17 protein-coding genes are annotated in these 19,798 nt (G+C 60.4%); 11 read left to right on the plus strand and 6 right to left on the minus strand.

What is annotated here, in order from left to right:
• Positions 1-145: 145 nt before the first annotated feature.
• Positions 146-2,146 (plus strand): PEP/pyruvate-binding domain-containing protein, encoded by a 2,001-nt coding sequence (locus ACNA0J_RS17990; RefSeq protein WP_415820220.1) that lies wholly within the window; start codon positions 146-148, stop codon positions 2,144-2,146.
• Between the two features lie 107 nt (positions 2,147-2,253).
• Here ACNA0J_RS17990 and ACNA0J_RS17995 read toward each other — a convergent pair whose 3' ends face one another.
• Both ACNA0J_RS17995 and cadR read right to left on the minus strand, forming a co-directional pair.
• Positions 2,254-2,838, minus strand: coding sequence for a nitroreductase family protein (locus ACNA0J_RS17995; RefSeq protein ID WP_415820221.1), 585 nt, complete (start codon positions 2,836-2,838; stop codon positions 2,254-2,256).
• A gap of 193 nt (positions 2,839-3,031) precedes the next feature.
• Positions 3,032-3,466, minus strand: a complete 435-nt coding sequence (gene cadR / locus ACNA0J_RS18000) for a Cd(II)/Pb(II)-responsive transcriptional regulator (RefSeq protein ID WP_094820941.1) — start codon at positions 3,464-3,466, stop codon at positions 3,032-3,034.
• 137 nt (positions 3,467-3,603) lie between these two features.
• Between cadR and ACNA0J_RS18005 the strand changes: the two genes are divergently transcribed.
• The 4 genes from ACNA0J_RS18005 to ACNA0J_RS18020 all read left to right on the plus strand — a co-directional run bounded on the left by ACNA0J_RS18005 (position 3,604) and on the right by ACNA0J_RS18020 (position 8,496).
• Positions 3,604-6,021, plus strand: coding sequence for a heavy metal translocating P-type ATPase (locus tag ACNA0J_RS18005; protein ID WP_415820222.1), 2,418 nt, complete (start codon positions 3,604-3,606; stop codon positions 6,019-6,021).
• A 179-nt stretch (positions 6,022-6,200) separates the two neighbouring features.
• Complete coding sequence (locus ACNA0J_RS18010; protein WP_415820223.1) at positions 6,201-6,983, plus strand: amino acid ABC transporter substrate-binding protein; 783 nt, start codon at positions 6,201-6,203, stop codon at positions 6,981-6,983.
• Between the two features lie 92 nt (positions 6,984-7,075).
• The gene (locus tag ACNA0J_RS18015) at positions 7,076-7,756 is read left to right on the plus strand and encodes an amino acid ABC transporter permease (protein ID WP_415820224.1); all 681 of its coding nucleotides are present in this window, start codon (positions 7,076-7,078) and stop codon (positions 7,754-7,756) included.
• Positions 7,753-8,496 (plus strand): amino acid ABC transporter ATP-binding protein, encoded by a 744-nt coding sequence (locus ACNA0J_RS18020; RefSeq protein WP_415820225.1) that lies wholly within the window; start codon positions 7,753-7,755, stop codon positions 8,494-8,496. The genes ACNA0J_RS18015 and ACNA0J_RS18020 overlap by 4 nt, the downstream gene beginning before the upstream one ends.
• A gap of 86 nt (positions 8,497-8,582) precedes the next feature.
• Here the strand turns inward: ACNA0J_RS18020 and ACNA0J_RS18025 are convergent, their stop codons facing one another.
• Together ACNA0J_RS18025 and ACNA0J_RS18030 are read right to left on the minus strand one after the other, a co-directional pair.
• Positions 8,583-9,545 (minus strand): Bug family tripartite tricarboxylate transporter substrate binding protein, encoded by a 963-nt coding sequence (locus ACNA0J_RS18025; protein WP_415820226.1) that lies wholly within the window; start codon positions 9,543-9,545, stop codon positions 8,583-8,585.
• A 62-nt stretch (positions 9,546-9,607) separates the two neighbouring features.
• Positions 9,608-10,402, minus strand: a complete 795-nt coding sequence (locus ACNA0J_RS18030) for a GntR family transcriptional regulator (RefSeq protein ID WP_415820227.1) — start codon at positions 10,400-10,402, stop codon at positions 9,608-9,610.
• Between the two features lie 129 nt (positions 10,403-10,531).
• Here ACNA0J_RS18030 and ACNA0J_RS18035 point away from each other — a divergent pair, with 129 nt between their 5' ends.
• The 6 genes from ACNA0J_RS18035 to ACNA0J_RS18060 are packed head-to-tail and all read left to right on the plus strand — an operon-like array spanning position 10,532 to position 17,636.
• Positions 10,532-11,734 (plus strand): CaiB/BaiF CoA transferase family protein, encoded by a 1,203-nt coding sequence (locus ACNA0J_RS18035; RefSeq protein ID WP_415820228.1) that lies wholly within the window; start codon positions 10,532-10,534, stop codon positions 11,732-11,734.
• Positions 11,731-12,534: an enoyl-CoA hydratase/isomerase family protein gene (locus ACNA0J_RS18040; RefSeq protein WP_415820229.1), complete on the plus strand. Its 804-nt coding sequence runs from the start codon at positions 11,731-11,733 to the stop codon at positions 12,532-12,534. The genes ACNA0J_RS18035 and ACNA0J_RS18040 overlap by 4 nt, the downstream gene beginning before the upstream one ends.
• 23 nt (positions 12,535-12,557) lie before the next feature.
• Positions 12,558-13,499: a hydroxymethylglutaryl-CoA lyase gene (locus ACNA0J_RS18045; RefSeq protein WP_415820230.1), complete on the plus strand. Its 942-nt coding sequence runs from the start codon at positions 12,558-12,560 to the stop codon at positions 13,497-13,499.
• Between the two features lie 33 nt (positions 13,500-13,532).
• Complete coding sequence (locus tag ACNA0J_RS18050) at positions 13,533-14,726, plus strand: acyl-CoA dehydrogenase family protein (RefSeq protein WP_415820231.1); 1,194 nt, start codon at positions 13,533-13,535, stop codon at positions 14,724-14,726.
• 27 nt (positions 14,727-14,753) lie between these two features.
• A complete protein-coding gene (locus ACNA0J_RS18055; RefSeq protein WP_415820232.1) occupies positions 14,754-16,133 on the plus strand; it encodes an MmgE/PrpD family protein in 1,380 nt (459 codons plus the stop codon).
• Between the two features lie 3 nt (positions 16,134-16,136).
• Positions 16,137-17,636, plus strand: a complete 1,500-nt coding sequence (locus ACNA0J_RS18060) for a class I adenylate-forming enzyme family protein (RefSeq protein ID WP_415820233.1) — start codon at positions 16,137-16,139, stop codon at positions 17,634-17,636.
• Between the two features lie 7 nt (positions 17,637-17,643).
• Here ACNA0J_RS18060 and ACNA0J_RS18065 read toward each other — a convergent pair whose 3' ends face one another.
• Together ACNA0J_RS18065 and ACNA0J_RS18070 are read right to left on the minus strand one after the other, a co-directional pair.
• The gene (locus ACNA0J_RS18065) at positions 17,644-18,612 is read right to left on the minus strand and encodes a Bug family tripartite tricarboxylate transporter substrate binding protein (protein ID WP_415820234.1); all 969 of its coding nucleotides are present in this window, start codon (positions 18,610-18,612) and stop codon (positions 17,644-17,646) included.
• Positions 18,613-18,820: 208 nt separating this feature from the next.
• The gene (locus tag ACNA0J_RS18070) at positions 18,821-19,786 is read right to left on the minus strand and encodes a Bug family tripartite tricarboxylate transporter substrate binding protein (protein WP_415820235.1); all 966 of its coding nucleotides are present in this window, start codon (positions 19,784-19,786) and stop codon (positions 18,821-18,823) included.
• Positions 19,787-19,798: the final 12 nt, after the last annotated feature.

A 19,798-nucleotide genomic window follows, 5' to 3' on the forward strand; every position in this document is an offset into this window, starting at 1 on the left:
CAGGGGCTTCGTCGTATTCGACACTCGTCTTTTTTTCTCAATAAACCGTCCCCAATCACGGTAATATCTCGTCCCGCGGCCCAAGCACCGTCCATCGCTCGGCCCATCGCTAGCCGGCCTTCTCCGCTCAATTCGCACCACGACCATGATTCGCTACGTTCAAGCCGCCGCGGCTGGCCTGGCCCTGCTGGCGGTGATCGCCAGCCCCGTTACCCTCGCGCAGACCGCACGCAAACCCTCTTCATATGAAGAAAGCAAGCGGCAGTTCCTGCCACCCGAGTCTGACGCAGCTTCAGCCGAGTCAAATAAGGGCGGAGCCGCGGCAGCAACACCTAACCACGCCCCGGCCTTTCTCAATCAGATCCGTACCGAGGCCGATTTTCAACGGCTCGCCCGCGTCTACAACGCCGGCACGCCATTGGAAATCCCTCATGTGATCTTCGTCATCGACCGCAAACGCGACAATCGGCTTTATTACATCAATACCCCGCGATTCGATCTGCATGAAAACTTCGTGCGCCAGCATGGCCTGCAACGCAACCTCGACAAGGCCACGCTGAACGCCCAATACCGCTCTCCCAACCGCCGGTTCCTGTTCGGCACAGTCAGTTGGCAACGCGATCTGCCGGGCTATACGTACGAATTCTGGGAAGGCGATCGCCTCACGCTCGACCTTCTGCAGTTGACCGACACCACGTTGCGCGCGGCCTTTTACGCGCCTATCCGCTTCAAGACCAATTCGACAGAACACGAACATGCCGCGCAATTGGCCGGCCTGCCGTTCGTGACCCAAGAGACCCTGATCCGCGAGCAACCCTTCCTGCCGCTGAACGAAGGACGCGCACAAGGCAAGCTACGCATCATCCAGTCCGTAGAAAACACACCCGACATCGCCCCCACCGATATTGTGGTCTTGGACGAAGTCCCGATCGCGTTATCACCCGTCGCTGGCCTGATCACTCAGCGTCCATCGACCGTGTTGTCGCACGTCAATCTGCTGGCCAAGGGATGGCGCATTCCCAACGCCTATGTCCGTGATGCCGTGAACACATTGCGCGACTATGACGGCCAATGGGTCGAACTCAACGTCACCCATAACGGCTATCAGCTGCAACGTATCGCCCAACCTCAGGCCCCCGCGCCCAAGCCTATCAACGCAACGCTGCCAAAACCCGATCTCACGGTCAAAACAATCAAACCACTGGCCGGCATGAAAACGCGAGACAGCCGGTTTTGCGGTGCGAAAGCGGCCAACCTGGGCGCACTCTCCTCAGCCTTGCCTCCCGCAGCCGGCGTGCCGGACGGATTCTGCATCCCTTTCGCGCAATACGCGGCGTTCATGCACCAGTTGCGTGTTCCCGAACGCGTGGCAGCGCTGGAGCAACGCGCCGACTTTATCAACGACGCCAGCGTACGCCGCACCGAACTGGCTTCCCTGCGCCAAGACATCGCTCAGGCCCGTCCCGACCCGGCGCTCATCGCCACATGGCAGCAACGCTGGCAAACCCAACTACAAGGGCGCGGCGTCTTTGTGCGCAGTTCTTCGAACTCCGAGGACCTGCCTGGTTTCAGCGGTGCAGGCCTATACACCACCGTCCCCAACGTCACCCAGGCCGACGCGTTTACGCAGGCCGTGCTGACTGTGTGGGCCTCGGTTTATAACTTCGAGGCCTACGAAGCGCGGCGCGCCGCCGGCATGCCCCATGACAGCGTCGTGATGGCCGTCCTGGTACAACTGGCCGCCGCATCGGACAGCTCGGGCGTCATGATCACGCGCGACCCCTTTGATGCCTCGCGACGCTACATCACTTATCTCTCAGCCAAACGCGGCTTGGGGATCAAAGTCGTCGAAGGCAAGCGCCAGGCCGAACAAATCATGTATTCGAGCTGGTCCAAAGCCGTGCAGGTGCTGAGCCGTTCCGCAGAGGACACACAACTCGTCGCAAACGCCTCAGGCGGTGTCCGCGAGGTCCCCATCCACGGCGAACGCCAGGTCCTGAACGATGCCCTGATCGTGCGATTGGCAGCAGTGGGCAAACAGATCAAACAGCGGTTGGGCAACGTGGACCAGGATATAGAATGGGCCGTACAAGGCGACAAGATCCTGATCCTGCAAGCCCGGCCGTATATCGACGGCCGCCGTTAGCGCCTGGGCCTGCCACGAAAAACCGTGACCGGCCGTGCTTTCGGGTCTGATGAGGCATGGCCGGCGCGATCCTGACGGTTCGCGTTGGCCACAACACTAAATGACGATCAGACCGACCCGGTCCATTCGGTCACGAATTCCCGGAAATCCGGCCGCTCCACGCTCGGCACTGCGCACCCCGGTGTCCCGATCGCCAAAAATCCCAGGAAACGGTAGTCCAGCGCATCCAGGCCCAGGGCGTTCTGAACCTCCTCGAGATAGGTCCCCATCCCGGTGCTCCAGAACGCGCCGTAGCCCAGCGCATGGACGCCGTTCAGGATATTCATCACCGCCGCCCCCGTGGCCAGCAGTTGTTCCTGCTCGGGCACCTTGGGGTTGTCGTGGTCGATTTTGTGCGCCAGACCGATGAATAGCGGCACCTCGCTCATCCATTGCCGCACGGATTTTTCTTTCTCGGGCGTCATACGGGGATCGCCGCTGCGCTTGACCGCGTCCAGCGCCAAATCGGCCAGGCGGCCAATTGCCTCGCCGCGGATCAGCACAAAACGCCAGGGACGCAGCTTGCCATGGTCAGGCGCGCTCATGGCCGCCTGCAAAATCTGATCCAGTTCTTCCTGCTTGGGCGCAGGCGCACGCAGAAACTTCATCGAACGGCGCGAAGCCAACGCATGCAAAGGAGAAACAACAGTCATGGTCCAACCCATCAAATAAAAAAAGCTATCCCGAGCCGTTTGCCAGCGAGTCACCGACAAAAACTCAGTCGAGAAACATTCTCATCATACCCTCAGGTAAGCGCCGCCCCCTGAATTCCCAGGTCCGCATTGCTGACAAGCTGCCCCCCTGCGTCCCTCGCGTCCCGCGGGCTATCAATCAGGGCAAAACCACTCACCCCAAATGGGTATGCCGCGCCGGCCGCTCTTCCACCTGCATCTCCGACAAGCCGTGCAAAATCCCGCAGTCCTCAGCATCCGGATGAGCCGACAGACAGCGCTGCCGTATCTCGGTCAACTGCGTCTTGAGCTGCATCAACTCGGTAATCCGGGCATCGACGTGGGCAATATGGGCGTCAAACAGCTCATTGATCGGGCCGCAGCCTGCTTGATGATTGTCCGCCAACTGCAGAATCGTCCGAATTTCTTCCTGCGTCATATCCAACGCCCGGCAATTGCGGATCAATAGCAGCCGCTCCAGGTGTGGCGCGCCATAGCTGCGGTAATTATTCATACCGCGCTCTGGCTCGGGCAATAGCCCCTCTTTCTCGTAATAACGCACGGTTTCGACCGTCGTGCCGGCGGCTTTGGCGAGTTCACCGATTTTCATCTGGACCTCCTTCAGGCTCCCCTGCCGCGCAGCCTGCGCACCACATGAGAGCAAACACGAATTCAAACGCTTGACCCTATAGTAACTCCAGGGTGTGAAATAGGCTCTACTCTCCTGACATAGACGGAATTTGACCTATGCCTAATTCGTCCGCCTCTCACCGCAACTGCTGCGGCGACAGCCACGAACACAATGCCACAACGGCCCACGAGCACGGTTCCGCAACCGCCCACGAGCATGCCTCCTGCGGCGGCCATGATCATGCACACAGCCACGGCAATGACAAGGCACCCGCCCACGCCGGCCACGCCCATGAGAGCAGCGAGCTCAGTTGCTGTGCCGCCGGCGCGCCGGCCGCCAGCGTATCGACCCTGACGGCAGGCCCTGGTCAGCAACTGACACGGCTGCGCATCGGTCAGATGGACTGCCCCACCGAAGAAACGCTGATTCGCAAAAAACTGGACAGGCTATCGGGCGTGCATGACGTTCACTTCAACCTGATGCAGCGCATTTTGACTGTCGTTCACGCCGATGGGCTGCTCGATCCTATCGTGAGCGCCATCAAATCGCTGGACATGACCCCCGAAGTCCTCGCCCAAGACGATGCGGGCGGCTCAGCGCCACCGGAAAAGCCCTCCTCGCGTACCGGCTATATGCTGGCCGCGGGCGGTGTACTGGCGCTCCTGTCCGAGGCTGCGCATTTTGCCTCCCTGCCCACGGCGGTCAGCGCCGTCCTGGCCGTGGCTGCCATTCTGACTTGCGGTCTGGGCACCTATCGCAAAGGCTGGATCGCACTACGTAACGGCAACCTCAACATCAACGCCTTGATGAGTATTGCCGTCACTGGCGCCGTCCTCATCGGCCAATGGCCCGAAGCCGCCATGGTGATGGTGCTGTTCAACATCGCCGAGCTCATCGAGGCCCGCGCGCTCGACCGTGCCCGCAACGCCGTACGAGACCTGTTGGCCTTGACCCCGCAGGTAGCCACGGCACGCCAGCCTGATGGATCGTGGAAGGAAGTCCCGGTGGCCGAGCTCAATCTGGAGGACTGGGTACGCGTGCGTCCAGGCGAGCGAATCGCCGCCGATGGCATCATTGCCGAAGGCGCCTCCGCCATCGACCAAGCCGCGATCACCGGCGAGAGCCTGCCGGTCGACAAAACCGTCGGCGATACAGTGTTCGCCGGCACAGTCAACACGACAGGCGCATTCGACTATCGGGTCACCGCCGCCGCAGGCAACACGACATTGGCGCGCATCATTCATGCCGTCGAGCAAGCCCAGGGCGCGCGCGCTCCCACCCAGCGATTCATCGACCGATTCTCTCGCGTCTACACGCCGATCGTGGTCGTGCTCGCGATCCTAATTGCCGTTGTCCCCCCTCTATTCATGAATCAACCGTGGATGGAGGCGATCTACCGCGCGCTCGCCCTGCTGATCATTGCCTGCCCCTGCGCCCTGGTGATTTCCACCCCAGTCAGCGTCGTCAGCGGCCTGACCGCCGCCGCACGGCGCGGCATCCTGATCAAAGGCGGCGTTTACCTCGAACAAGGCCGCAAACTGACCTGGCTGGCGTTGGACAAGACCGGCACGCTGACACATGGCAAGCCGGTTTGCACGGACTTTGTGGTCCCAACCGATGCGGCCCCCCAGCCCGCCCTCCTGGCCGACACCGGGCTCGCCGTTGCACTCGAATCGCCCGCAGCTCGCCTGGCGGCCAGCCTGGCCGCGCGCTCCGATCACCCGGTCTCGCGCGCCATCGCCCAGGCCTACGCCGCGACCTACCCCGATGCCACCCTGCCCGAGGTACAGGATTTTGCCGCCCTGCTGGGACGTGGCGTACGTGGCCGTATTGGCGATCAAACCCTGCACTTGGGCAACCTGCGCTTGATGCGTGAATTGAACGTCGCAACGCAAGACATCCAGGCACAAATCGAAACCTACGAGGCCCAAGGCAAAACCGCTATTGCCCTGACCGACGGTACCCGGATACTGGCCCTGGCCGCCGTTGCCGACACCCTGAAGCCCACCAGCAAAGCCGCCATTGCGAATTTGCACGAGCTCGGCGTGCGCACCCTGATGCTGACGGGGGACAACAGCCTCACCGCGCGTGCCATCGCCGAACAAGCCGGCATCGACGAGGCCCACGGCGACCTCCTGCCCGAAGACAAACAACGTGCCATCGAAGCCAAGCTCAGCGACAGCGGCCAGGTCGGCATGGTCGGCGACGGCATCAACGATGCCCCTGCGCTCGCCCGCGCCAACATCGGTTTTGCCATGGGCGCCGCAGGCACCGGCACTGCCATCGAGACGGCCGACGTGGCCCTGATGGACGACGATCTGCGCAAAATCTCGCAGTTCGTACGCTTGTCGCGCGCCACACACCGTATCCTCATGCAGAACATCATCCTGGCCCTCGGTATCAAGGCCGTATTCCTGGTGCTGGCCGCCACCGGCCACGCCACGCTGTGGATGGCCGTATTCGCCGACGTGGGCGCCAGCCTCTTGGTTGTCGCCAATGGATTAAGGCTGCTGCACACCAGCTCAAGCAGATAACCGTTTAGGCCTCAGGGGTGGCGCCAGCACACGCGCTTTTATAACCATAAGAAATATTTTCAACATTTTTTATGTGTTGTGGAAGAATAGGCAGCTTGTTAGAGTCGTCGTTTATGCTCAGTGAGTGGCTCACAAGGCCGCCACTGCGCCCATAACAACATCACTCGGAGCGTGACCCTATGAAACTCCTACGTTCGATTCTGTTAGCCGGCCTGCTACCCCTGACTCTCGCCGTTTCCGCTCACGCCCAGGACGATCTGGCCAGCATCAAATCTGCAGGCGCGATCAAGATCGGCACCGAGGGCACTTACGCCCCATTCAGCTATCACGACGCATCGGGCAAGCTCACAGGTTTCGACGTAGACATCGGCCGCGCCATTGCGGAGCGCCTGGGCGTCAAAGCCGAATTTGTCGAAGGCAAATGGGACGGCCTGATCGCCGGCCTGGACGTCAAACGCTACGATGCCGTCATCAACCAGGTCGGCATCACTGACGCCCGCAAGGCCAAATACGACTTCTCCGATCCTTACATCGCCTCCGAGGCGGTGCTGATCGTGCGCGACGACAACACCGAGATCAAGAGTTTTGACGACATCAAAGGCAAGCGCTCGGCCAACACCTTGACCAGCAACTTCGGCAAACTGGCGCAGAAATACGGTGCCCAGGTCGTCGCCGTACAGGGCTTTAACGAGGCCATCGACCTGCTGCTTTCCGGCCGTGTCGATGCCACCATCAACGATAACCTGTCGTTCCTGGACTTCAAGAAACAAAAGCCCAACGCCAAAGCCAAAATCGTCGACAGCGATAAAACCGCTGAATTCAGCGAATCCGGCGTGCTAATCCGCAAAGACAACCCTGAGCTGCGCACTGCTATCAACAAGGCATTGACCGACATCAAGGCCGACGGCACGTATAAAGCCATCTCGGAAAAATACTTCGGCACGGACCTGTCCGCGAAGTAAACCCACCATGACGGAAGACAGCACATACATGATGCTGTCTTCCTCTGCACTCAACGACGCGCTCGGATCTCATTCACACGGACCCATCTATCGTGCCTGCCTGGTTGCAGTTGATGATCGATTCATTCTGGCCCCTGTTGCATGCGGGGCTGGTGTTTACTGTGCCGCTGACGCTGTTGTCGTTCGCAGGCGGATTGGTCCTGGCATTCATCGTGGCGCTCATCCGGTTATTCGGGCCAGCCCCACTCGTGGCCATCGTACGTTTTTATGTCTGGCTGATCCGCGGCACGCCGCTGCTGGTGCAGCTATTCATTATTTTCTACGGCCTGCCCAACGCAGGCATCGTGCTCGACCCCCTGCCTGCCGCGTTGATCGGCTTTATCCTGAACGTCGGCGCGTATAACTCCGAGGTCATCCGCGGCGCCATCGAGTCTATCCCCAAAGGCCAGTGGGAGGCAGCCTATTCCCTCAGCATGACCCGCGGCCAAGCCATGCGCCGCACGGTCTTGCCGCAAGCCGCGCGCGTAGCCGTACCGCCGTTGGCCAACTCCTTCATCTCGCTGGTCAAAGACACCTCGCTGGCAGCCGTACTCACCGTGCCCGAAATTTTCCAGGCCGCTCAACGCATAGCCGCTGTCACCTATGAACCGTTGATTCTCTATACAGAGGCAGCCCTGATCTATCTGATATTCAGCTCGGTATTGTCCGCTGCGCAAACCCGCCTCGAACGCCGTTTCGGCCAGCATGCCGTTTTTAGCGAGGGCAAACGATGATCTCGCTCACGCAGATCGACAAACACTTTGGTGATAACCAGGTCCTGCACCAGGTCGATGTCGCGCTCGCCGAAGGCAGCGTCACCGCGCTGATCGGCCCGTCGGGCAGCGGCAAAAGCACGTTGCTGCGTTGTGTGAACCTGCTGGAAATACCGGACAGCGGCACGCTATGCGTAGGCGACGAGGTCCTGCAGTTCGAGCCGGGACACAGACCCTCTCGCGACGCCGTACAACGCATCCGTCTGCAAACGGGCATGGTGTTTCAGAATTTTCAGCTATTCCCGCACCAGACCGTCATCGATAACGTGATGGAGGGATTGATCACCGTACAGAAATGGCCGAAAGCTCGTGCCCGTGAGCGGGCCGAAGCGCTGCTGGCGAAAGTCGGCATGCAAGACAAAGCCAACGCCTGGCCATTGAATTTATCGGGCGGACAACAACAACGCGTCGCCATTGCCCGTGCGCTGGCCCCCTCGCCTCGCGTGCTGTTATGCGACGAGCCAACGTCAGCGCTGGACCCGGGCCTGGCCGCCGAGGTGGTCGACGTGCTCAAGCAACTCGCCAGCGAAGGCATGACAATGCTGATGGCCACGCATGACCTGCGCTTGGCTGCAGCGATTTCACGCGAGGCGGTGTTCTTGCAGGACGGCCGCGTGGTCGAATCAGGTGCATCGGCCGAGTTGTTTACCCGGCCGACAGATCCTCGTACGGTGGCGTTTATTTCTACCTTGACGCAGTGATCACGACCACCCGAGCATCATTGCGCCCTCGAACGTGCATGCGTGAGTGATACGCGCACGTATCCTGGGCAGGGGCACCACCGCCGTTACTCCAGCTTCACATTCGCGGTCTTTATCGTATCGCCCCAACGAACGATCTCATCCTGAATATAGATCCCGGTCTGATCCGGAGAGCTCAGCATCACTTCGGCCCCTAGTGCCGCAAACTGTGCCTGCAGCGCTTTATTCTTTAACGCCTGCTGCATGGTCGTGTTGAGCTTCTCAACGATGGGTGCCGGTGTGCCTTTGGGCACCAGCAGTGCGGCCCACGTCTGTGCGTCAAAACCGGGTACGCCGGCACGATCCATCGTCGGGATGTCGGGCAGAGCCTTGGAGCCGTTTCGGCTGCCTACGGCAAACACCTTGAGCGTACCCTTTTGCACATGAGGCATGATGGCGGGGCCCGACTCGAACATCATCGCCACATCCCCCGCCATCAGCCCCGTCAGTGCAGCCGATGCGCCGCGATACGGCACGTGCATGACGTTCAGGCCGGCTTGATGTTTGAACATCTCCATTGTCAGATGGTTCGTCAACCCCGTACCGCCCGAACCATAATTCAATTGCCCCGGATGCTTTTTCACATAATCGATAAGCTCTTTGAGATTATTCGCCGGAAAATCCGCGCGCGTGACCAAGAACTGCGGTACCACCACCACCATCGACACAGGCGTGAAGTCTTTCAGCGTGTCATACGGCAGCGTGGTGTATAGCCCCGGATTAATCGCCAGCGGGCCACTGGAGGCCATCACGAGCGTGTAGCCATCGGCCTCTGACCGTTTGGCTCCCTCCATCCCGATGATGCCGCCCGCTCCCCCTCGATTGTCAACAAAGAACGCCTGCCCCAGCGCATCAGTCAACTGCTGGCCGATCGCCCTGGCCAGCACATCTGTCGTCTGACCGGCCGGGAACGGCACGATGATTTTTACGCCTCGATCCGGATAATCCGCTCGCGCGGGTGCGTGGACCAAAGCGCCTAGGCATAACAGTGCTGCGAGTACTCGTTTCATGGATGGTCTCCTCCGTCCGTTTTTTTCCGAGCACGCGGCAAGCCCGCCGAAAGGAAATCAATTCATGGTTCGTCTCCGCGTTCCCAGTCGGACTGCAGCTTGAAGCGATCGGCAATGTAAAAGTTTTCCGATACCGTCAGCAGACGGTCTTGCGGGTCAAAATAAGCGCGCAGCATGCGCAAGGCAGGACTGCCGCTTTCCAAGCCGAGCTGGAACAATGCGTTCTCAGGCATCAGCGTGGCCTCGATCTGCTGGCGGATCCGGTGGATCTCCTGACCATAATCGTCCTGCAGCATCTTGTAGATGCTGGGATGATTGCCATGCAGTTTTTGTTTAATCCCCTCGAACTCCGGGCGGATGAACACGCGCGTGTACGAGATCACACGGCCGCTTTCGACCAGGCAGCGGTTTGTGTGAAAAACCAGCCATTTCGAGCCTGGCTCGCAACGCAATGACTCCGCCATGGCGTCATCAGCCACAGCCAATGTTTCGCCAAAGACTTCCAGGCGAGTCTGGTCGGTATAGGCCAGCAGGTCTTTCATCGTGCCCAGGCCGGCGATATAGCTCGGTTGTGCTACCTCCGGCTGGGCCGAGGTGACTACCGTGCCGATGCTCGGGTACCGCACGATCATTCCCGTATCCACGAGCCGGCGCGTCGCCTCACGCACCGTATGCCGGCTCACGCCGAACGTGGCGCTCAGTTGAGCCTCGGTGGGCAGGAGCGATCCCACAGGATATTTCCCCGCCACGATGTCATTGAGCAGACTCTGATGCAGCCACGCGTATCGCGGCTGTGTCTTGCTGCGTGGCGTAGCGCGTGTCGGCTTGGCCGGAGGATTGTTGTTCTTCGATGGCATGCAATTCCCTTTCGGAAAATTTATGAAGTTAATGTACGTACATTCAAATTAGATGTAAAGTAATCAATGTACGTACATTAAATAAAACGCTTAACCCTCATACGAGGGAATAGTACGGAGACCTCATCCATGCAACAAACGAGTGCTGCCACCCATAGTGTGCCAGCCACGTCTCCCTTCAAGGGACTGGTCGTGGTTGAACTGGGCCATAGCGTGGCCGCGCCGTTTGCCGGGCAGATTTTCGGCGAATTGGGCGCGACAGTCATCAAAGTAGAAAAACACGATGGCGATGCCGCCCGATCATGGGGCCCACCCTTTCAAGACGGTGCGGCCACCATGTTCCAGGCGCTCAATCGCAACAAGCAATCCGTCGTGTGCGACTTGCGCGACGCGGAACAGACCGACGCGCTCAAGCGCCTGATCGCCGAACGCGCGGACGTCGTGCTGCAGAACCTGCGCCCCGGGCAAGTCGACACGCTGGGCCTGGATGGCGCTGCATTGCTCGCGCTCAAGCCATCTTTGATTTATTGCAACATGGGCGCCTTCGGGCACACCGGGCCGTTACGCCATCGTCCCGGATACGACCCGTTGATGCAGGCGTTCGGTGGCATCATGAGCACCACCGGCGAGGCAGGCCGCCCCTCCGTACGGGTCGGCGCGTCCATCGTCGACATGGGCACAGGCATGTGGGCCGTCATTGGTATCCTGGCTGCGCTCTGGCAGCGCCAGGCCACCGGCCAAGGCCGTATCGTCGATGTGTCGCTATTCGAAACCGCCACCTCCTGGGTGTCGCTGATCGCCTCGCAGGTATTGGTCTCGGGCGAAGCGCCCTCGCGCTATGGCTCGGGCACAGCCAGCATCGTTCCCTACAAAGGCTATACCACCGCAGATGGTGAAATCGTCGTGGCAGCGGGCAGCGAAAGCCTGTTTCGCAGTCTGGCACGTACTGTGGGTCATCCCGAATGGATCACAGACCCGCGCTTTGCCGACAACCCCAGCCGCGTGCACCATCAGGACGCACTGTACGGCATGCTCGACGAGATATTCGAAAAGCATCCTACGCATTACTGGCTCGAAAAACTGGAGGCGGCCGGCCTGCCCTGCTCTCCCGTTCACGACATGAATCAAATGCTGGCACACCCCCAGACCCAGGCGCTGGGCCTGGTACAGCGCGTGCCAGACAGCGAGATGAACTTCATTGGCCTGCCGCTGAGCTTTGATGGAGAGCGGCCACAGCCGCGTTTTCGTCCGCCCACGCTGGGGCAGCATACCGATCAACTATTGGGGCAGACTTCGTCACACGAGACTGCCCGCACGGAGACACATTCATGAACCAGGCTTTTCCTCATTACGACACTCTGACACTGCACATGGAAAACGAGCACGTCTTGCTCGTCACGCTCAATCGTCCGCAGGTAGGTAACGCCCTCAATACTCAAATGGGCCATGACCTGCTGGATGTATGGAATAGGCTGACGGAGGACGCGGGCCCTGTACGCTGCGTGGTGCTGACTGGCGCCGGGGAACGCATTTTCTGCGGCGGCGGCGATCTGAAAGAGCGCAATGGCATGAGCCGCGAAGTCTGGCAGCGTCAGCACGAGCTGTTCGAACGCATGTACTGGACCCTGGTGGACCTGCCGCTGCCCGTCATCGCCGCTGTCAATGGACACGCCTATGCCGGCGGTCTGGAAATGGCGCTGTCTTGCGACTTTGTCTATGCCAGTCATCAAGCCCGCTTTGCGCTCACCGAAGTGACATTGGGCATCATGCCGGGCGCTGGCGGCACACAGAATCTGCCACGTGCCATCGGCGAACGCCGCGCCAAAGAAATCCTGATGACGGGCCGCCCATTCGACGCACAACAAGGCCTGGATTGGGGATTGATCAACGCGTTGCACGAGCCCGCCCAGGTATTGCCCGCCGCCCTGGACACAGCCAATGTCATTGCGGGCAATGCGCCGCTGTCCGTTCGTCAGATCAAGAAATCCGTGCGCTATGGCGGTCAAATGGAATTACGCACTGCGTTCCGATTCGAGATCGAGGCCTATAACCACCTGATTGACACCGACGACCGTCGTGAAGGCGTGCTGGCCTTCAATGAAAAACGCAAACCGGTCTTTACGGGCCGCTGATCCCACTGCCAAAGGAACACATCATGTCCAGAGAAGTCATCCTGCGCGAAGTCGGCCTGCGAGATGGTCTGCAAAGCGTCTCGACTTTCGTCGACACCGCCGACAAGATGGAATGGATACGGCGCGAGGCGGCCGCCGGTGTCAGCGAAATCGAGGTCACGTCCTATGTGCCGCCAAAGCTCTTGCCGCAATTCGTCGATGCCGAGGCAGTCACCACGGAATCGCTGCGCATCCCGGGCCTGACGGTGGCCTCGCTAGTGCCGAACTCACGAGGAGCGCAACGTGGCATCGAATTAGGCGTGCACAAAATCAATTTCGTCATGTCGGTGAGCGAAACGCACAACATGAAAAACGTCCGCCGTAGCCGGGAAGAATCCTTGGCCGACTTCCGCAATATGGTAGAGCTTGCGCGCGCCCAACCACAGACGCAGCGACCGATACTCTGCGGTGGATTGGCGACTGCGCTGGGTTGCTCGTATGAGGGTCAAGTCCCTGTGAAGGATGTGGTGCACTACGCCGTCGCGTTAGTAGAGGCCGGCGCCGACGAGTTGATCATTCCCGACACCGTGGGCTATGCCAACCCGGCGCTCGTGCGCCAGGTGTTTAAAGCCGTTCTGGCCGAAGTCGGCGGCTTGCCTGTGGCCGCTCATTTCCATGACACACGCGGCACCGGCTTGGCCAATCTATTGGCGGCCTTGGACTGTGGCGTACGGGCTTTCGATGCATCCCTCGGAGGATTGGGCGGATGTCCTTTTGCGCCAGGCGCTACGGGCAACATCGTCATGGAGGACGCCGCCTACATGCTGGAATCCATGGGCATAGACACGGGCATCGACCTCTCGGCACTATTAGAGGTCCGCAGTGTCCTGCAGCGCGCGCTGCCCGATGTGCCTTTGTATGGCGGCCTGCCGCGCGCGGGGTTGCCGCGAGGCTTTGTCCCTGCCCGTCAAGCCCTCGCCGCCTGAATCCCTCGCCACGAACTCATTCGACCACACGCTATGGACAACATCTCATCCTCTTCAGAAGGCCTCACCCTGCCTTTGGGCGAAGACTTTCCCGATGTGCGCGACAGCGTACAACGCATTTGCGAGCAGTTCCCAGGGGAATACTGGCGCCGCCTGGAAGAAGACAACTGCTATCCAGACGAATTTGTCGCTGCATTGACGGAATCCGGATTTCTGGCAGCGCTCATCCCCGAAGAATACGAAGGCAGTGGCATGCCATTACGCGCCGCCGCCGTCATCCTCGAAGAAATCCATGCAGCCGGCTGCAATGCGGGCGCCTGCCATGCACAGATGTATACGATGGGCACGCTGCTGCGCCACGGCAGCGCCGAACAAAAGGCGCGCTATCTGCCCGCCATCGCACGCGGCGAACTGCGGCTGCAGGCCTTCGGCGTCACGGAACCCACCAGCGGCACCGACACAACCCGCCTGAAAACCCGGGCCGTACGAGACGGTGACAGCTATGTCATCAATGGGCAAAAAGTCTGGACCTCTCGCGCCCTGCAATCCGATCTGATGCTGCTGCTGGCTCGTACCACCCCCTATGACGACGTGGCAAAGAAAGTCGATGGTCTTTCCGTCTTTCTCGTCGACATACGTGCTGCCTTGGGTAACGGGATGGAAATCCGCCCGCTCAAAGCCATGATCAATCACAACACCACCGAGGTGTTTTTCGACAACCTGCGCATCCCGGCCGACAGCTTGATCGGCCAGGAAGGCCGTGGATTTCGCTACATCCTGGACGGCATGAACGCCGAACGTATCCTGGTTGCTTCGGAAGCCATCGGCGATGCGCGCTGGTTCACCCGTACCTCAGTGGCCTACGCCAACGATCGACGTGTCTTTGACCGCCCCATTGGCCAAAACCAGGGCATCCAATTTCCCATCGCACGTGCGTATGCAGAAACACAGGCCGCCGACCTGATGCTGCGCAAGGCTGCCGCCTTGTTCCAGGCGGGCATCCCCTGCGGCGACGAAGCCAATATCGGAAAAATGCTGGCGTCCGAGGCCTCCTGGCATGCCGCCGAGGCGTGCCTGCAAACGCATGGCGGTTTCGGTTTCGCACGCGAATACGACGTCGAACGCAAATGGCGCGAAACCCGCTTGCTGCAGATTGCGCCTATCTCGACGAATTTGATCCTGTCATACATCGGCCAGCACATTCTCGGCATGCCCCGCTCGTTCTGAGCGTGCATGGACCGCAAGGAGCTTCTCATGAACGCACTCACCCAAGCGTTGGCCACGTACATCGCACAGCCTGATTTCGGCGCCCGCGAAAGCGAGGCCATCACCATCGCCCGCCAGGGCATGACCGACACCATCGCCGTCGCCCTCGCCGGACACCAGGAGCCAGTCGCGCGTATTGCGCTGGAGTATGCGCGATCTACGCTACAGTCCGGCGCACAGAGCGCTCCGCTATGGTTTGGCGGCGCGACGCTGCCATCGCCGCAAGCCGCATTCGTCAACGGCGTCGCGGGTCACGCACTGGATTACGACGACGTCGCGCTTTCCGGCCACCCCAGCACCGTGCTCACGCCGGCCATTCTCGCAGAAGGTTACGCACGAGGCATCTCAGGAGCCGAATGTTTGCGCGCCTATGTCGTGGGCTATGAAGTCTGGGCGGAATTGGCCTCGCGCGAATCGGACCCGTATCACATCAAAGGATGGCATCCGACGGCGGTATTCGGCACGGTCGCCGCGACGGCAGCCCTCGCCTATCTGCGCAAACTGCCGGCCTCTGACATCGTCCGCGCACTGGCCATCAGCGCCAGCCTGGCCAGCGGCCTCGTCGCGAACTTCGGCACCATGACCAAACCGCTGCACGCAGGCCGTGCCGGCGCCCTCGCTTTTGAAGCAGTCACGCTGGCCGGCCTGGGATTGAGTGCGGCAACCGACGCACTGGAGCATCATGCGGGGTTCCTGGCAGCCCTATCTCCGCACGGCCATGTCGATCGCGAACGCCCCTATCGGCCTGGCGCCCCCCATATTCTGGCCACGCGCCTGTCCATCAAGAAATACCCCCTCTGCTATTCCGGCCATCGCGTCATCGATGCCGTTCTCGATATCGCGAACGCAGAAAACCTGGATGCCGCCAACGTCGCGCGCATCACGCTGGGCATCGGCGCAGCCCAGGCCTCCATGCTGCGCAACGCGGCCCCCGTCACCGCACTGGAAGCCAAATTCAGCGCACAGTTTGCCGTAGCCGCCGCGTTGCTGCGGCGAAAAGTGGGACTGGCAGAATTGAACGACGAGTTTGTCAATGAGCCCACCATGCACGAGCTCTATCGAAAGGTCGTCATCGACATCGTCAAGGCACCGGATCCCGAAGACGCTGCATTCGCCCTGTACGACACGGTAACCATCGAAATGCAGGACGGCCGCATTTTCCGCTCAGGTGAAATCCGCTATCCGCGCGGACATGCTCATTTGCCGTTGAGCGAAGCCGACCTGCGTACCAAATTCGATGACTGCCTGGCGATATGGCGAGCTCAGGCGGGCACGAATACCGCGGCAATCCCGTCGGCCGGCACGCTCTATGACCGCTTGACCAGTCTCGCGCAGATCGACAACATTCGCACCCTATTTGGAAACTGATCAATGACGCGTACCGACGATATCCCCTGGTCGCTCGAACTCCATACGCTGGCCCAACGCTATCCTGAACAGGTGGCCGTCGACGACGGCCACGCCACACTGAGTTACGCCGCGCTCAACGCCCGCGCCCATGCGCTGGCGAACGCCTTGTCAAACGACGGCGCGCAGCCAGGGGGTTGTGTCGGCATCTACTTGCCCAACGGTATCAATGCAGTCTGGGCAGACTATGGCGCCACCATCAGCGGCGTCTGTCTGGTGCATCTGAATGCCGCCTACACGCGCCAGGAAATTCAATGGGGACTGCAGTTGGCCCCCATGAGCCACATCATCACCGACCGCGCCCACGCCGACACGGTACGGGACCTGGGGGCCCGGCTGATCCTGTGCGAAGACATCGCGCCACTCCCCCATCCCGATGTGTTGCCCGCAGTCCGCGCCGATTCTTGGGGCCGAATCATTTTCTCCTCGGGCACCACCGGCAAGCCCAAAGCACTGGTGTATGACCAAGGGCGCCGCTGGCTGGCGGCAGTGTTGCTGCGTGCCGTGTTGCCCTTTACACCTAGCCCTGGATCCCGAGTATTGCTGATGACGCCCTATGTGCATGGGGCCTCCATGCAGGCGCGCGCATGGCTGGACTACGGCGGGACAGCGGTATTGCTCAATGGCGTCGACCTCGAGGCCGTGGGCCGCGAATTGCGCAGCGGCAAACTCGAGGCGATATTCGCCCCTCCTACCGTGCTCGCAAAACTCGCTGCGGCCTTTGAGGGCGAACACCTCCCCAACGTACGCTGTGTTTTCACCGGCACCCAGACGCTCACGCCCAGCCTCTATGCGCGGGCACGTGCGCTCTTTGGCCCCTGCGTACGCGTCACCTATGGCAAGAGCGAAAACGTCAACCCCATCACCGTGCTGGATCCTGCCGCCACCGAAGCCTGCTTTGCATCGGATAGCGGCGAAGGCGCTTGCCTGGGCTGGCCCGCCCCTGGCGTGCAGTTGCGCATCAACTCGCACGACGAGATCGAATTACGCTCGTCGCATATGTATATCGGCCATATCGATCAAGACGGTTTTCACACACCGGACGCCGATGGCTGGCACCGCACCGGCGACCTGGGCCGCATCGACGAACGAGGACGGCTCTGGCTGCTAGGCCGCATGGCCGACGTCATCAAGACGGGGGGCTATAAAGTCTATCCCGATGAAATCGAAGCCGCCCTCGCCGGCACACCAGGATGCGGCGACATCTGTGTCGTCGCATTGCCCTCCGACTACTGGGGCGAGATCATCGTCGCCGTCGCAGAGCGTGCCGAAGACATCTGGGCAGATCATGCGCGGCAACAGATCGAGAGCCTCGCGCGCTACAAACACCCCCGCGCGCATATCGCCGTCGCGGCCCTGCCGCGCAACCCTCAAGGCAAGATCAGCCGACGTGCCGTACGAGACCAGATACTGTCCGAATACGCGCTGCACGACGGCCCCTATCCCACCTTGCAAAAACGTTAACAGGTACTCAATCGACTTTGGCGTTAGAGGTCTTGACCGCTTTACCCCATACTGAGATCTCTCGCGCAATAAACTCGCGCGTATCCTCGGGGCTGACTGAAACCGTATCCGCGCCCAAGCCGGCGAGTTTATTCTGGATAGCCGGACGGCTCACCACATCGCGCGTCACCGCGTTGAGCTTGTCGATGACGGGTTTAGGTGTCCCTGCAGGCGCCATCAAGACAATCCACGCTTGCGCTTCATAGCCTGCTACCCCTTCGACGGACACAGGCTTCACGTCGGGAAACGCCCGGGCCGGCTCTCGACCACCCACGGCCAGTACCTTTAGCGCACCGGACTCGACATGCGGCTTGATAGCAGGGCCGGCCTCAAACATCAGCGCCACATCGCCGCTCAACAGTCCCGTCAACGCCGCCGATGCCCCACGATACGGCACATGCGTCATATTCAGTCCGGCTTGGCTCTTGAACATTTCCATCGCCAAATGGTTCGTCAACCCGCTGCCGCCCGAGCCGTAGTTCAGTTGGCCAGGATGCTGCTTGATATAGTCCACGAGCTCACGCACGTTGTCGGCTGGGAAATCCTTGCGCACCACCAGAAACAACGGCACCATCGCGACCAGCGCGACAGGTTCGTAGTCTTTCTGGACATCGTATGGCAGCTTGCTATAGAGCCCCGGGTTGATCGCCACTGGTCCACTGGCAGTCATCAACAGCGTATAGCCATCCGCCTCCGAGCGCTTGGCAGCCTCCATGCCGATGATGCCGCCCGCGCCGCCTCGGTTATCGACAAAAAAAGCCTGTCCCAAGGCGTCACTCAGTTCCTGTCCAACAGTACGGGCAATGACATCCGTCGTCTGTCCAGCCGGGTATGGCACGATCATCTTGACGCCGCGCTCGGGATACGCCGCATGCGCCGTCAGCATGCCTGTTCCCAATCCCATACCCAGCAATAACGCCGCTATTGCTCCACGCATCCTCTGCCTCCTTATTGGTGGTTTCGGGCGCTGATCTACGCCAACGTCCGTACATAAACATATCACTTATTAGCGATTATGTACGTACATTGTTATGACGCAGTGCGGCATTACTTAAAACGAGGGCTTACACAGGCTTTGACTCCATGATGGTCGGGGCAGCACTGGACACGGCCGATCCGTTCCTGGAACAACTGATCTGCAAGAATCAATCCACCGTCGCACCCGTGAACTTCACGATTTCTGCGTATCGTGCAATATCTTTGCGCACGAATTCGCCAAGCTCCTCGGGCGTACTGCTCACGGCAGTTGCCGCCTCGCCCTCAAGCAGCTTACGAAAATCCGGTGTATCCACGGCCTTGCGCGCGGCGCTGTTCAGCTCGGCGACGACCTTGGGTGACAACCCCGCCGGGCCGAACATTGCGAACCAGGCATTGGATTCGAATCCCTTGATCGTGTCGCCAATCGGCGGCACGCTCGGGAATTGCGGCAGTTCCGCAGTACTCGTCACGCCGAGTGCTTTCAACGTTCCGCTCTTGACCGGCGACAAGGCATTCATCGAACTCGCAAACATCATATCCACCTGGCCGCCCAGCACATCCGTGAGCGCAGGCGCGGTCCCCTTGTAGGGCACGTTCAAGATATCCAGCCCGGACATCATTTTCATCCGCTCGCCCGCCATGTGCAGCGACGAACCGGTCGCACCCAGCGCCATGGTGTATTTGCCCGGATGCGATTTCACTTCTTTAACAAACTCGGCCATGTTCTGCGCCGGGAAATCCTTGCGCGTGATCAAGACACTGGGCACATTCGCCAGCATGCTGATCGGCGTGAAATCCTTGACCGTGTCGAACGGCAGTTTGCGATACAGCGAAGCGTTGATGGAAAAGCTGGTGAACGTGACCAACAGCGTATTGCCATCGGCCATGCTCTTGGCCACGTAGTCCGCCGCAATGTTGCCCCCAGCGCCGGGTTTGTTCTCGACCAACACAGTGCGCTTTAAATCCTGGCCCATATGCTGTGCAATGCTGCGCGCCACGGTATCCGTCGTACCCCCCGGAGGCGCTCCCACGACGAGTTTGATCGTGTTGCTCTGCGCCAAAGCGGCTAGGGGTAAAGCGCAGGTCGCAATCAAGGCACAGCGGCTCAGCCCATGGAAAACGGAATGCAGCATGGAGGTCTCCTC

This window comes from Bordetella tumbae (genome assembly GCF_965139195.1).
Lineage (GTDB): Bacteria > Pseudomonadota > Gammaproteobacteria > Burkholderiales > Burkholderiaceae_B > Bordetella_A > Bordetella_A tumbae.